Raw genomic sequence first — 12,879 nt, 5'->3', positions numbered from 1 at the left:
CGCGCTCGCGGTAGGTTGAGCGCCATGACCGAACTCCTCGCCGGACCCATTGCCGATCGACACGCAGCACTCGGGGCGAGTTTCGCCGAATTCGGCGGGTGGGACATGCCCGTCGCGTACTCGGGCACCGTCGCCGAGCACACCGCGGTACGCGAGGCCGTCGGCATCTTCGACGTGAGCCACCTCGGCAAGGCGTTGGTCGCCGGCCCCGGCGCCGCGGAGTTCGTCAACGCCACCCTGTCCAACGACCTCGCCAAGATCGCGCCGGGCAAAGCCCAATACACGTTGTGCTGCAACGATTCCGGCGGCGTCATCGACGATCTGATCGCCTACCTCGTCGCCGACGACGAGGTGTTCCTCGTGCCCAACGCCGCCAACACCGCAGCGGTCGTCGCAGCGTTGGCGGCGGTCGCGCCCGACGGTGTCGCGATCACCGATCTGCACCGCGAGTACGCGGTGTTCGCGGTGCAGGGACCGAAAAGCCCGGAGGTACTCGCCGCGGTGGGGCTGCCCACCGACATGGAGTACATGGCGTTCGCCGACGCCGAACTGTCGATCGACGGGGGTAGCGCGCCGGTGCGCGTGTGCCGGACCGGCTACACCGGCGAACGCGGCTACGAGATCCTGCCCGGGTGGGCGCACGCCGGACCGGTGTTCGACGCGCTGATGGCTCAGGTCACCGCATTCGGTGGGCTGCCCGCCGGACTCGGCGCGCGCGACACCCTGCGCACCGAGATGGGATATGCGCTGCACGGCCACGAACTCTCACCGGAGATCACCCCCGTCCAGGCCCGCACCGGGTGGGCGGTCGGCTGGAACAAGCCCGCGTTCTTCGGGCGCGAGGCGCTGCTCGCGGAGAAGGAGAACAGTCCCGCCCGTCGGCTCTACGGACTGCGGGCCACCGGTCGTGGGGTGCCGCGCGCCGACTGCGATGTGCTCACCGCGGCGGGCGGCGAACGGATCGGCCTGTGCACCTCGGGCACCTTCTCGCCGACCCTCAAACAGGGGATCGCGCTGGCGCTCATCGACACCGCCGCGGGCATCGGCAAGGGAGCCGAGGTGGTCATCGATGTGCGCGGTCGGGCGTTGCCGTGCGAAGTCGTGATCCCGCCGTTCGTCGAGTCGCACGTCTGAGGTGCCCACACGTCTGCCACCCCTCGCACGACTGCAACCCCGGCCCGGCGCAGACGGGAACCTGGCACCGATCGCCTTGCGCCGCGGCGCTACGATGGGCCAATGACCTTGCAGTTCACCCGTACCGAGCACCCGCACCCGGTGTCGGAGTCGCAGCGCGCGGACATCCTCGCAGCTCCCGGTTTCGGCAAGTATTTCACCGACAACATGGTGATGGTGGACTACGACGTGGACCGTGGTTGGTATGACGCCAAGGTGACCCCGTACGGCCCCATTGCGCTCGATCCGTCGGCGATGGTGCTGCATTACGGCCAAGAGGTCTTCGAGGGGCTCAAGGCCTACCGTCAGCCCGATGGGTCGATCGCCGCCTTTCGCCCGGAGGCCAACGGCCTGCGCCTGCAGCGGTCGGGGGAGCGTCTGGCGATGCCGCCGCTGCCGGTGGACGACTTCATCTCCTCGTTGCGCGCGCTGCTCGACGCCGACAACGAGTGGGTCCCCGCCGCCGGCGGCGAGGAATCGCTGTATCTGCGGCCGTTCATGTTCGCCTCGCAGGCCGGGCTGGGCGTCAACGCCCCGTCGACGCAGTACCGCTATTGCGTGATCGCCTCGCCCGCCGGCGCCTACTTCGCCGGTGGTATCAAGCCGGTCAGCGTGTGGCTGTCGACCGAATACGTCCGCGCAGCCCCGGGCGGCACGGGCTTCGCCAAGTGCGGCGGCAACTACGCCGCGAGCTTCCTGGCCCAGCAGCAGGCCACCGCGAAGGGCTGTGACCAGGTGGTCTGGCTCGACGCCGTGGAGCGCCGGTTCATCGAGGAGATGGGCGGGATGAACCTGTTCTTCGTCTTCGGCTCGGGCGCCGACGCGCGACTGGTCACCCCGGAACTCACCGGCTCGCTGCTACCGGGCATCACCCGGGAATCGTTGCTGACCCTGGCCACCGACGCCGGGTTCGCCGTCGAGGAACGCAAGATCACCACCGAGGAACTCCGCAAGGGTGTGACCTCCGGCGACATCACCGAGGTCTTCGCGTGTGGGACCGCAGCCGTCATCACCCCGGTCGGCCACGTCAAGAGCGAGACCGACGACTACTCGATCGGGGACGGCACACCCGGTGAGGTGACCCTCGCGCTGCGCGACACCCTCACCGGTATCCAGCGCGGCAAGTTCGCCGACACCCACGGCTGGATGACCGAGCTCTACCGGCGCTGAGTCGCTCTCACCAGTCGGCGGCGTAGACGAACTCGGCGGCGGGACGCCGCAGGGCCTGCGTGATCGTCATGGCCAGGCGCATGTTGGTGGAGTAGCGGGCGGTCCGCAGGCCGGTCAGCTGGCCCGGCGAGCAGCCCAGCCGAGCCGCCGTCCGTGCCCACGTCGCCCCGTGCCGGGTTCTTGCGGCGTCGAGCGTGGCGTAGAGCCGACCGAGATTCCACCGAAGGCGGTGTGCGTCGTCGCATCGTGGGAGTTCGACGCCGGCGGTCCCGGTTGCCGGGTCTGTGACGAAGTCCTCCGGGGTGACGAAGTCCTCCGTGGTCGCGTTCAGCCACCACAGCAGCAGTACTGCGTGCTGGCAGCTGGTGTTGCCGCGTGTGCGCAGGCTGGCGATCGCCGATGTGCTGAACGAGTGATCATCGGGGCGTGCCGCGTTGAGTGCTGCCGAGAGGTCCCACACCTGGCGGGCGAGTGCGTTCCAGGACAACGTTTGCTCCCGGCGCCGGGCGTCGAGTGCCGCATACAGTGCGAATCCGTCAAAATTGCGGTCCGGCAATGGCATACGCCCAGGATGCGCCGCGGCTGTGCAGTGTGCAGACCGACTCAGAGGATCAGTCCGACGAGGACGAGTGCGGTGCCGAGTTCGATGACGGCGCCGAGGACGTCGCCGACGATGCCGCCCATCCGTCGTGCACAGTGCCGACTGAACAGCCAGGTGAACGCGAGCATCACCACGATCGTGGCCCCCGCCCGCAGCCCGGCGGTGATCGAATGGGCGGTGACCGAGCCATCGAGGCCGCCGATCACGACGCCGAGGGCGACCGCCACCACCGACCACACGACCGCGGCGATGCGTTGCGTACCGGCGACCAGAGCACCGAAGCCGTCGGGATGGGCAGGCGGCAGCGCCCGCCGGCACGCGAGCACCGCGGCGACGCGTGCGACACCGATCGCCAGACCGAGCTCCCACCAACGATTCTGGGCGATCAGCGTCGTGAGACCGACAGCTTGCAGAGCCAGCACCAGGATCAGGGTCGCCACGCCGAACGGGCCCACCGAACCCGAACGCATCACCTCGGTGACCCGCTCCGGCGGTCCGTAGCACCCGAGACCGTCAGCGGTGTCGGCGAGACCGTCGAGGTGCATACCCCGGGTGCCGACGGCGAGTACGCCGACAACGAGTACGCCGATCAGCGCCTCCGGCGCGGCGGTGTACGAGAGCCCCCACGCGATCAGGGTCGCCACCGCCGCGAGGAGTACGCCGACCACGGGTACCGCTGCGATGACCGCGCCGCCGAGCCGTCTGTCGGCGGTTGCGTCGGTGACACGCCGGGGTACAGGGAGCACGGTCAGCCAGGACAGCGAGACGGCGATCGCGCGTACCGGGCTCATCGGTGAGATCAGGTGGGCGAAGGTGCTTGTGCCACATCGGAATCCGCGCTGTCGACGGAATCCGACGGCAACGCGTCGGCATCGCTGACGCCGGCGTCGGCGAAGGTCGACATCGACGTCATGATGTCGACGGCCGAGAGGACCGTCGGTAGCGCGGACAATGCGCCGGTGCCCTCACCGAGGCGCATCGAATAGGTGTGCAGCGGTTCGAGATCCAGATACTCCAGGGCGATGGCATGCGCCGGTTCGACCGAGCGGTGACCGGCCAGCCACCACCGCGTCGCGCCCGGGGCCATCTCCACGGCGATGAGTGCGGCCGCCGTGACCACCACGCCGTCGAGGATCACCGGTGTGCGCCGCACCGCGGCCTGCGCGAGGAAGCCGGCCATCGCGGCCAGGTCGGCGCCCCCGACTGCCGCGATCAGCGAGAGTGGGTCGCTGCGATGACGACGCCCGCGGCGCATCCCGTCGCGGATCGCGGCGGTCTTGCGCATCCATCCGACGTCGTCGATGCCGGTGCCGCGTCCGACCACCTCGACGGGTTCGCGACGTGCGAGGGTGCCGATGATGATCGCGGCAGGCGTGGTGTTGCCGATCCCCATGTCACCGGCGATCAACAGATCGGCCCCGGAGTCGACGAGATCGTCGACGATGGCCCGCCCGGCGGCGAGGGCTCGGCGGGCCTCGTCGATGGTCAATGCGTCGGTGACCCGCAGATCGTTGCTGGAGCGCCGCACCTTGTAAGCAGAGACCTCTGGGCCGGTGTCGGCGTCGACGGCGATGTCGGCGACCCGGACCGTCGCACCGCACCGACGGGCGAGCACGTTGACGGCTGCACCTCCTGCGGCGATGTTGGCGACCATCTGCGCGGTGACCTCCGACGGGAAGGCCGACACGCCACCCTGGGCCACCCCGTGATCGCCGGCGAAGACCACGACGGTGGGCGTCTCGATCGGCCGTGGGGGACAGACCCCTTGGCACGCCGAGATCCACACCCCGATCTCCTCGAGCCGGCCCAGCGAGCCGGGTGGTTTGGTGAGTTCGAGCTGGCGTGCCCGGGCCGCCTCGGCGACCTGTTCGTCGGGTAGGTCGATGGCGTCGAAGATCTCGGCGTCGGTCGCGTCGGGCACGGGTCCGGTCATCGGGATCGCGGCTGCGGGGGCGCTTGCCGGAGCGGCGGGCGGGGTCGGTGCAGGGGTGGTCTCGGCATCGGGCGATGCCGGGGCCTCGGCCCGGGGTGCTTCAGTCAGGTCGATGATGCGGCCGGCCACGACGAGGATCACGCGATCACACACCGCGGCCACGGCCTCGTTGAGCGCGCCGAGTTCGTCCTGGAAGAGTCGTCCGGCCGGGGTCGGGGCCACCGGCGCCAACCCGACCTCGGGGCTGATCAACACCAGATCGCCGGTGAATTCGGCTATCGCCGAACACAATTCATCGTTCTCGGCGGAGCGGTCGACGGTGGCCGTCGCCGACCACGCTCCGGTGGCGTCGAGTCGCGCGGCCAGCCAGTTGCCCAGATCATCGACCAGTGTGCTGGCGTGCGGGTCGGCCCGCAGTTCCGACGCCAGATCGCTCGTCTCGACCGTCGTGTACCTCGGATCGCGCCGTTGCCGATGTCTCTCGACGCGCGCGGTCCACTCGGCATCGGTCGTCAGCGTCGGCCCGGTGGCCACATAACGCACCGATGCGGCCGCGCGCAGCAACTGTTCGCCGTGTGCGGACTTGCCCGACCGAACCCCACCCAGGACCAGCGTCCGGACCCCTCGTGCGGTCATCGGCTCAGACTTCGTCGCCGGGGGAGACCTGCGGTTTGGGCGCGCGCATCTGACGTAGCTGCATCGCGCGGGTGAAGGCGTACCAGCCGAGCTTCAGACCGCCCTCGCCGGCGTCGGGATAGCGCTGCGCCACCCGCTTGTTGACCATGCGGCCCAGGATGACCCCGTCGATCGCCATCAGGATGACGAAGGCCAGCAGCAGGAAGGTCGAGTACACCGCGATCGACGGGACGAACATCACCACGATCAACACGATCGCGAACGGCATGAACAGTCCGGCGAAGTTGCGTCGGGAATCGACGAGGTTGCGCGTGTAGCGACGGGCGTCACCGCGATCACGCGGCATCAGGTAGCGCTCGTCGCCGGCCATCATCCGCTCGCGCTGCTCGAGGCGCTGGGCGCGGCGGTCGGCCGACGCCTTTTTCTTGTCCTCCCGCGACATCGAGCTGCGCAGCTCCTTCTTGCGCGCGCGGGCCTCGGCGCGGGTCGTCGGCGGCGGCGCGACCGGGCCGCGACGACGGCCCTCCGCCTCCCGGCGCGAGGGTGTCGGGCGGCCCTTGGCGGGCGTGTAGGCACTGCCACGCTGCGATTTCGAGAGATCAACCGAATCCGTCGAGTCGGAATCGTCAAGGGTCTCGACGGACTCGTCCGCGGGTGCGGAGTCGTCCTTCTTCCATGGCAGTTTCACACCGACGAGCCTAGGTGATCCGCGCTGCCGTGATGCGCCGACCTCCCTATACTTGCCCCGCATGGCGGCCCCGGTGTTTTCCCTGGCTTTTCCGACGCCCATCGGCGAGGTCCGATGCGCGTCCTGATCGCACCCGACTCCTTCGGTGACACGTTGACCGCGGTGTCGGCGGCCGACGCCGTCGCCCGCGGATGGCTCTCGGCCCGACCCGCCGACGAGGTGATCCGCGCACCCCAGTCCGACGGGGGGCCGGGATTTGTCGCGGTCCTCGCCGCGCATCGCGGGACGCTGCACACCGAGACGGTCTACGGGCCGCTCGGCGCCGCGGTCGACGCGCAGTGGCTGCTCGACGACCGCGATCCCGACCACCCCGTCGCCTACGTCGAATGCGCGCAGGCATGCGGTCTGCATCAACTCGGCGGGCGCCCCACCACACGGACGGCGATGGCTGCCGACACCTTCGGTGTGGGCCAGCTCGTCGACGCCGCGCTGCGCGCCGGGGTCGGTTCGGTGGTCGTCGGACTCGGTGGCAGCGCCACCACCGACGGCGGTCGCGGACTCGTCGAGGCCCTCGGCGGCCCGGACCGCGCGGTCGCGCGCTGTGCCGCGGTCGAGGTGGTCGCCGCATCCGACGTCGAGAACCCGTTACTCGGTGCCTCGGGCGCGGCCGCGGTGTTCGGCCCGCAGAAGGGGGCCGATGCCGACACCGTCGGACGACTCGAAGAGCGCATGACCCAGTGGTCGCGGGTGCTCGCCCGCATGGCCGGGCGCGATGTCGGCGCCGACGCGGGCGCCGGTGCCGCCGGAGGTCTGGGTGCGGCGCTGCTGGCACTCGGTGCTCGGCGCGTCTCCGGTGCGACGGTGGTCGCCGAGGTCACCGATCGTGACGCACAGATCGCCGGCGCCGACCTGGTGATCACCGGGGAGGGCAAGTTCGACAGCCAGACCCTGCGCGGCAAGGTCGTCTCCGCTCTCACCGCCACCGCGCGTGCGGCGTCGGTACCGACAGTGGTCGTCGCCGGACAGATCGCACTGAGCGCCGACGAGATCGCCGACGCCGGTATCGCCGCGGCGCATTCGCTCGTCGACCACGCCGGATCGGTGCGGCTGGCGATGGACGACGCCGACCACCAGCTCGAGCGGATGGCTCGCGGTATCGCGGCGGCGTGGGAGTCGACCGGCGGCGGGAATATGTCATGACGGGGTACCGTTGAAGCCGACCGTACGAATGTGCGTTTCCGCGCGTCTGCGCGGGGACTGACCGCAACCGGCCCCACCGAGCCGGCCTCGACCAGCACTGAGGAGCATCGATGACTGTGCAGAACGAATCCGGCGCCGCGACCAGCACCGGAGTCATCCTGACCGACGCCGCCGCGTCGAAGGCCAAGGCCCTTCTGGACCAGGAAGGTCGCGACGACCTGTCGTTGCGCATCGCCGTCCAGCCGGGTGGCTGTGCGGGCCTGCGTTACCAGCTGTTCTTCGACGACCGCAGCCTCGACGGTGACCTCACCGCCGACTTCGCCGGGGTCACCCTGGCCGTCGATCGGATGAGTGCTCCCTACGTCCAGGGCGCGACCATCGACTTCGTCGACACCATCGAGAAGCAGGGTTTCACCATCGATAACCCGAACGCGACCGGCAGTTGCGCCTGCGGCGACTCCTTCAACTGAGTCCGCCCGAGATCCATCTCCTTCCGACCGCATTCCCGGACACCGGGGATGCGGTCGGATGCGTTGTGGCACCGGTCGGTAGCGTGAAAGGTCGTTGCCCAGCAGTACCGCCGAGCAGATAGGGCTGAAGACCCCCGTGACCATTTATGTATGTGGCTCGATCGCTACCGACCATCTGATGAAGTTCCCCGGCAAATTCTCCGAGCAATTGCTCGGCGACCATCTCGACCACATCTCGCTGAGCTTCCTCGCCGAGGACCTCGTCGTCCGGCGCGGTGGGGTCGGCGGCAACATCTGCTACGCGATGGGCGAACTCGGTGGAGCGCCGGTCCTCGTCGGCGCGGTCGGCTCGGACTTCGACGACTACCGTCGCTGGCTGGAGGATCACGGCGTCGACTGCCGCGGCGTGCGGGTGTCGGACAAACATCAGACCGCCCGATTCACCTGCACCACCGACGAGGTGATGGCGCAGTTGGCGTTCTTCTATCCGGGAGCGATGAGCGAGGCCCGCGAGATCACGCTCGCCGAGGTCTCCGCGAATGACGCCGAGCTGGTCCTCATCGGCGCCGACGATCCGGAGGCGATGGTCGCGCACACCAACGAATGCCGGGAACTGGGCATCCCGTTCGCCGCCGACCCCTCCCAGCAGCTCGCCCGTCTCGACGGGGAGTCGGCCCGCACCCTGATCGACGGTGCCACCTATCTGTTCACCAACGAGTACGAGTGGGGTCTGCTCCGCGAGAAGACCGGGCTCACCGAGGACCGTGTGCGTGAGATGGTCGGCACCCGCATCACCACCCTCGGTGCCGGCGGCGTCGAGATCATCGGCGCCGACGGCGCGCGGATCCACGTACCGGTGGTCCCGGAGACGGCCAAGGTCGATCCGACCGGCGTCGGTGACGGCTTCCGTGCGGGCTTCTTGACCGCGGTGAGCAAGGGCCTCGGCTTCGAACGTGCCGCCCAACTGGGGTCGATGGTCGCGGTGCTCGTCCTCGAGACGGTCTCGACCCAGGACTGGACCTGGGACCACGACTCGGCGATCGAACGCATCGAGGGCGCCTATGGCGCCGACGCCGCCGCCGAGATCAGCAAGGTGTTCTGAAAAGCGCGCCCCGACCTACAGCCGCACCGGATAGGTGTGGTCGGTGATCTCGGGCACCAGTGACTTCTCCACGAAGATCGCGTGCCACACCATGAAGATCAACACCGTCCACAGGCGCCTGCTGTTGTCGACGGCCCCCTCGCGGTGCTCGGCGAGCATCGCGAGGACGGCCGGCTTGTTCAACAGGTGCTCGGTCTGCGAATGACTGATCGTCTCGTGCGCCCAGTCGTACATCTCGCCACCGGCCAGCCAATGCCGGATCGGCACCGGGAAGCCGAGCTTCTTGCGGTGCAACACATGTGGCGGCACGATCTGCTCGAGCGCCTTGCGCAGCGCGTACTTGGTGGTGCCGTGCGCGATCTTCTCGTCGAACGGAAGCGTCTCGGCGACGGCGAACACCTCGGGATCGAGGAACGGAACCCGCAACTCCAGGGAATTGGCCATCGTCATCTTGTCGGCCTTGACGAGGATGTCGCCGCGCAGCCAGGTGAACAGGTCGATGTGCTGCATCCGGGCCACCGGATCCCAGCCCTCGCTGCGCGCGTAGATCGGTGCGGTGACATCGGTGTGCGTCCACTCCGGTCGGTAGTCGACGAGGACCGCACGCAGTCGCGCGTCGTCGAAACTGCGGGCGTTGCCGTAATACCGCTCCTCCAGCGTCAGTGATCCGCGATGGAGCAGACTCTTGCCACGGGTGCCCTCGGGGATGCGATCGGAAACCTTGCCCGCCGCTCGCCGCAGCATGCGCGGCAGCTTGTCGAACGCAGAGAGTGACAGCGGCTCCTTGTAGATGGTGTAGCCGCCGAACAATTCGTCGGCGCCCTCACCGGAGAGCACCACCTTCACGTGCTTGCGAGCCTCGGCGGCCACGAAATACAGCGGGACGAGCGCCGGATCGGCGACCGGGTCGTCGAGGTACCAGACGATTTTTCCGATCGCGTCGATGAACTCGGTCTCGTTGACGACCTTGACGATGTGGCGCGCGCCGATCGCCTCGGCGGATTCGGCGGCGACGTCGATCTCGGAGTAGCCGTCGCGCTCGAAGCCGGTGGTGAAGGTGATGAGATCGGGGTTGTGGCGGATCGCCAGCGCGGCGATGGCGGTGGAGTCGATCCCGCCGGAGAGGAACGAGCCGACGGTCACGTCGGCGCGCATGTGCTTGGCGACGGAATCGGCGAGCACGTCGGCGATCTCGTCGTAGCGCTTCTGACGTGTGGCGTCGGTGACCGGACGCACCCCGAATTGCGGGGTGAAGTAACGGGTCACCGAGGGGGAGTGGCCGGGCCGCACCGTCGCGTGGCACCCGGATTCCAGACGCCGGACGGCGGCATGCAGGGTTTCCGGTTCCGGGACGTACTGCAGTTCGGTGTAGTGCTCGACGGCGCGCGGATCGAGATCGGTGGACAGCTCGAGCCGGTCGAGCAGTTCCAGCAGGCTCTTCTTCTCACTGCCGAACGCCGTTCCGCCAGGACCGGTGGCGAGGAACAGGGGCTTGATACCGAACGGATCACGGGCCAGGAACAGCGATCCGGTGTCGGTGTCCCAGATGGCGAAGGCGAACATACCGCGCAGCCGACGCACCGCGTCGGGGCCCCAGTAGTGGAAGGCCGCGACGATCGCCTCGCCGTCGCCTTCGGTACGGAAGACCGCCTGCTCGTCGGCGGCGAGCTCGGCGCGGATCTCGAGGTAGTTGTAGATCTCACCGTTGAAGACGAGTGCGTAACGTTCCGGGCTGTCCGGGGGACCCCACCGCAGCGGCTGATGCGAATGCTCGATGTCGATGATCGAGAGCCGGTTGAACCCGAAGACGAGGTGCTCGTCGTGCCAGGTGCCCGGCTCGTCGGGCCCGCGGTGTCGCATGCAGTGGCAGGCTTCGGCGATGAGGTCGACGGCGGTCGCCGCCGAGCCGTCGGGGGTCAGCAGACCGAGCAAGCCACACACAGGGATTCAGGCCTCTTTCGACATCGAGTGGTTCGAACGACAGATTGCGTCCGCAACGCCGGGGTTCGCAGACGGGTCCGAGTATGCCGCATCGTGGTTCGCAGGGCCGTCCGGCACCGCCGTGGGGAGGGCCGAAACCGCTCCCGAACAGGCGATGTCGGGGTCGGTCACAGGAATCCGACGCGCTGATCCACCCCAACCGAAAAAGTTCCCGTGAGTTGGTCTACGCTGCGTAGTACATAGGCGCGGCCGCGGTGTGACCGCGGTGCCCGCGGGCGTTTCGGCCGGTTGGTCGGGTCCCCTCGGAGACAACGCGTCGAGGCAGGTCATGTGGCATGCGACTCGCACGGCGGGAACGTCGCGGCGAGCGAGCAGGAAGGCGTGAAATTGGCACACGGTGAACGGCCCCGGGCCCGGCGTGTTTCGTCTGCATCGCGGATGATCAAGCGGTTCGGCATCGTCGCGATCCTCGCCGTCGGGGCTGTGGTGATGACGGGCTGCAGTGGCGACGAGATCGTGCGGTTCGGCTGGCCGGTCGGCGTTACCCCGCAGGCCGAGTCGATGCGCCACCTGTGGACCTGGTCGGTCATCGCGGCGTTGCTGATGGGCATCCTGGTGTGGGGTCTGATCTTCTGGACCATCACCTTCCACCGTCACAAGGAAGGTCAGGACGAGTTCCCCCGGCAGACCGCCTACAACGTCCCGCTGGAGCTGACCTACACGGCCATCCCGTTCGTCATCATCGCGGTGCTGTTCTACTTCACCGTCATCGTGCAGACCGACGTGGAGAAGAAGACCAACGACCCGAAGGTCGTCGTCGACGTCACCGCCTTCCAGTGGAACTGGAAGTTCGGCTATCGCCAGGCCGAGGTCAACGGCCAGGAGAAGCAGTTCCCGAGCACGCTGGGCAACCCGTTCGACCTGCAGGTGCAGCAGAACACCCACGACGGTGAACCGCTGCCCGGACCGGCCAACGGCCGCGACGACGACATCCGCAACTACCTGCGGTTCGACAAGATCGAAACCATCGGCACCTCCACCGAGATCCCGATCCTGGTCCTGCCGACCGATCAGCGCATCCAGTTCGAGCTGGCGGCCGCCGACGTCGTGCACTCCTTCTGGGTGCCGGAGTTCCTGTTCAAGCGTGACGTGCTGCCGTTCCCCGAGCAGAACCACACCGACAACGTCTTCCAGATCGAGAAGATCGAGCGGACCGGTGCGTTCGTCGGGCGCTGCGCGGAAATGTGCGGCACCTACCACTCGATGATGAACTTCGAGGTTCGGGCGGTCTCCCCGCAGGACTTCGATCGCTACATCACCTATCGGGACACTCATCCGCAGGCGACCAATGCCCAAGCGCTGGAAGCGATCTGCCAGCAGCCCGAGTCGGTGGTGACGGTTCCGTTCGACACCCGCCGCAAGAGCAATGGCACCGCCGCCGCGACCGGCGACCCGAACAACACGCGGCTGGCAGGCTGCACGATCAAGGAGAGTGACTTCCAGTGAAGATCGAAGCCCGGCTCTTCGAGCTCCTGACGGCCTTCTTCTTCCTCGCCGGCGTGATCTACACGCTGTGCACGGCGTTCACCTCGCATGGCGTGGAATGGGTCGGCGTGGTCGGCATGTACTTCAGTGCCGGTCTGACCCTCATCGCCGGAACCTACTTCCGGTTCGTCGCGCGACGCGTCGAGATCCGTCCGGAGGATTACGAGGACGCCGACATCGAGGACGGCGCCGGTGAACTCGGCTTCTTCAGCCCGCACTCGTGGTGGCCGATCCTGCTCGCGGCCTCGGCCGCGATGTTCGCGATCGGATTCGCCACCGGCAACATCTGGTTCTGCATCTTCGCCGCGGCGTGCATCATCTCTGCCGCCGCCGGAATGGTGTTCGAATACCACGTCGGCCCCGAAAAGCACTGAGAGCGAACTCTTCACGTTCTGATCGGCGCGGTGCACGCTTCTCGCG

General features: G+C 68.3%; 12 protein-coding genes. 7 read left to right on the top strand and 5 right to left on the bottom strand.

From position 1 onward, the window contains the following. Nucleotides 1-24: 24 nt before the first annotated feature. Together gcvT and GOPIP_RS15035 are read left to right on the top strand one after the other, a co-directional pair. Nucleotides 25-1,134, top strand: a complete 1,110-nt coding sequence (gcvT, locus tag GOPIP_RS15040; RefSeq protein ID WP_006370559.1) for a glycine cleavage system aminomethyltransferase GcvT — start codon at nucleotides 25-27, stop codon at nucleotides 1,132-1,134. Nucleotides 1,135-1,236: 102 nt separating this feature from the next. Further along, nucleotides 1,237-2,343, top strand: a complete 1,107-nt coding sequence (locus GOPIP_RS15035) for a branched-chain amino acid aminotransferase (protein ID WP_006370558.1) — start codon at nucleotides 1,237-1,239, stop codon at nucleotides 2,341-2,343. A gap of 7 nt (nucleotides 2,344-2,350) precedes the next feature. Here GOPIP_RS15035 and GOPIP_RS15030 read toward each other — a convergent pair whose 3' ends face one another. From GOPIP_RS15030 to GOPIP_RS15015, 4 genes are read right to left on the bottom strand one after another with little or no spacing between them, the layout of a single operon-like run. Further along, nucleotides 2,351-2,905: a hypothetical protein gene (locus GOPIP_RS15030; RefSeq protein ID WP_006370557.1), complete on the bottom strand. Its 555-nt coding sequence runs from the start codon at nucleotides 2,903-2,905 to the stop codon at nucleotides 2,351-2,353. Between the two features lie 41 nt (nucleotides 2,906-2,946). Continuing rightward, a complete protein-coding gene (locus GOPIP_RS15025; protein WP_006370556.1) occupies nucleotides 2,947-3,735 on the bottom strand; it encodes an adenosylcobinamide-GDP ribazoletransferase in 789 nt (262 codons plus the stop codon). A gap of 8 nt (nucleotides 3,736-3,743) precedes the next feature. Next, the gene (gene cobT / locus GOPIP_RS15020; protein WP_006370555.1) at nucleotides 3,744-5,513 is read right to left on the bottom strand and encodes a nicotinate-nucleotide--dimethylbenzimidazole phosphoribosyltransferase; all 1,770 of its coding nucleotides are present in this window, start codon (nucleotides 5,511-5,513) and stop codon (nucleotides 3,744-3,746) included. Nucleotides 5,514-5,517: 4 nt separating this feature from the next. Next, on the bottom strand, nucleotides 5,518-6,201 hold the full coding sequence (locus tag GOPIP_RS15015; RefSeq protein WP_035728125.1) for a DUF3043 domain-containing protein: 684 nt from the start codon (nucleotides 6,199-6,201) through the stop codon (nucleotides 5,518-5,520). A gap of 114 nt (nucleotides 6,202-6,315) precedes the next feature. On the opposite strand from GOPIP_RS15015, the gene GOPIP_RS15010 reads away from it, so the two are divergent. The 3 genes from GOPIP_RS15010 (at nucleotide 6,316) to GOPIP_RS15000 (ending at nucleotide 8,973) form a co-directional block, all read left to right on the top strand. Then, nucleotides 6,316-7,401 (top strand): glycerate kinase family protein, encoded by a 1,086-nt coding sequence (locus GOPIP_RS15010; protein WP_006370553.1) that lies wholly within the window; start codon nucleotides 6,316-6,318, stop codon nucleotides 7,399-7,401. Between the two features lie 110 nt (nucleotides 7,402-7,511). Next, on the top strand, nucleotides 7,512-7,871 hold the full coding sequence (locus tag GOPIP_RS15005) for a HesB/IscA family protein (protein ID WP_006370552.1): 360 nt from the start codon (nucleotides 7,512-7,514) through the stop codon (nucleotides 7,869-7,871). 136 nt (nucleotides 7,872-8,007) lie between these two features. Beyond that, entirely contained in the window at nucleotides 8,008-8,973 is a 966-nt protein-coding gene (locus tag GOPIP_RS15000) for a carbohydrate kinase family protein (protein ID WP_006370551.1), read from the top strand. Between the two features lie 15 nt (nucleotides 8,974-8,988). Here the strand turns inward: GOPIP_RS15000 and asnB are convergent, their stop codons facing one another. Beyond that, nucleotides 8,989-10,914: an asparagine synthase (glutamine-hydrolyzing) gene (gene asnB / locus GOPIP_RS14995; RefSeq protein ID WP_006370550.1), complete on the bottom strand. Its 1,926-nt coding sequence runs from the start codon at nucleotides 10,912-10,914 to the stop codon at nucleotides 8,989-8,991. 438 nt (nucleotides 10,915-11,352) lie between these two features. Between asnB and ctaC the strand changes: the two genes are divergently transcribed. After that, nucleotides 11,353-12,420 carry an aa3-type cytochrome oxidase subunit II gene (gene ctaC, locus GOPIP_RS14990; RefSeq protein ID WP_006370549.1) on the top strand — a complete coding sequence of 356 codons (1,068 nt, stop codon included), beginning with the start codon at nucleotides 11,353-11,355 and terminating at the stop codon, nucleotides 12,418-12,420. Further along, the gene (locus GOPIP_RS14985; protein ID WP_006370548.1) at nucleotides 12,417-12,833 is read left to right on the top strand and encodes a cytochrome c oxidase subunit 4; all 417 of its coding nucleotides are present in this window, start codon (nucleotides 12,417-12,419) and stop codon (nucleotides 12,831-12,833) included. Before ctaC ends, GOPIP_RS14985 begins: the two co-directional genes overlap by 4 nt. Nucleotides 12,834-12,879: the final 46 nt, after the last annotated feature.

Origin of the sequence: Gordonia polyisoprenivorans NBRC 16320 = JCM 10675 (assembly GCF_000241325.1) — a bacterium.
In the GTDB taxonomy this organism is placed as follows: domain Bacteria; phylum Actinomycetota; class Actinomycetes; order Mycobacteriales; family Mycobacteriaceae; genus Gordonia; species Gordonia polyisoprenivorans.
The sequence above is the reverse complement of the archived record's forward strand: the minus strand, read 5'-3'. Positions and strand labels throughout refer to the sequence as shown.

Bases quoted from the DNA above. Each gene is read 5' to 3' on its own strand.
- GOPIP_RS15005 (WP_006370552.1), top strand. From the start codon at position 7,512: ATGACTGTGCAGAACGAATCCGGCGCCGCGACCAGCACCGGAGTCATC.
- cobT (WP_006370555.1), bottom strand. From the start codon at position 5,513: ATGACCGCACGAGGGGTCCGGACGCTGGTCCTGGGTGGGGTTCGGTCG.
- GOPIP_RS15030 (WP_006370557.1), bottom strand. From the start codon at position 2,905: ATGCCATTGCCGGACCGCAATTTTGACGGATTCGCACTGTATGCGGCA.
- gcvT (WP_006370559.1), top strand. From the start codon at position 25: ATGACCGAACTCCTCGCCGGACCCATTGCCGATCGACACGCAGCACTC.
- ctaC (WP_006370549.1), top strand. From the start codon at position 11,353: ATGATCAAGCGGTTCGGCATCGTCGCGATCCTCGCCGTCGGGGCTGTG.
- GOPIP_RS15035 (WP_006370558.1), top strand. From the start codon at position 1,237: ATGACCTTGCAGTTCACCCGTACCGAGCACCCGCACCCGGTGTCGGAG.
- GOPIP_RS15010 (WP_006370553.1), top strand. From the start codon at position 6,316: ATGCGCGTCCTGATCGCACCCGACTCCTTCGGTGACACGTTGACCGCG.
- GOPIP_RS15025 (WP_006370556.1), bottom strand. From the start codon at position 3,735: ATGAGCCCGGTACGCGCGATCGCCGTCTCGCTGTCCTGGCTGACCGTG.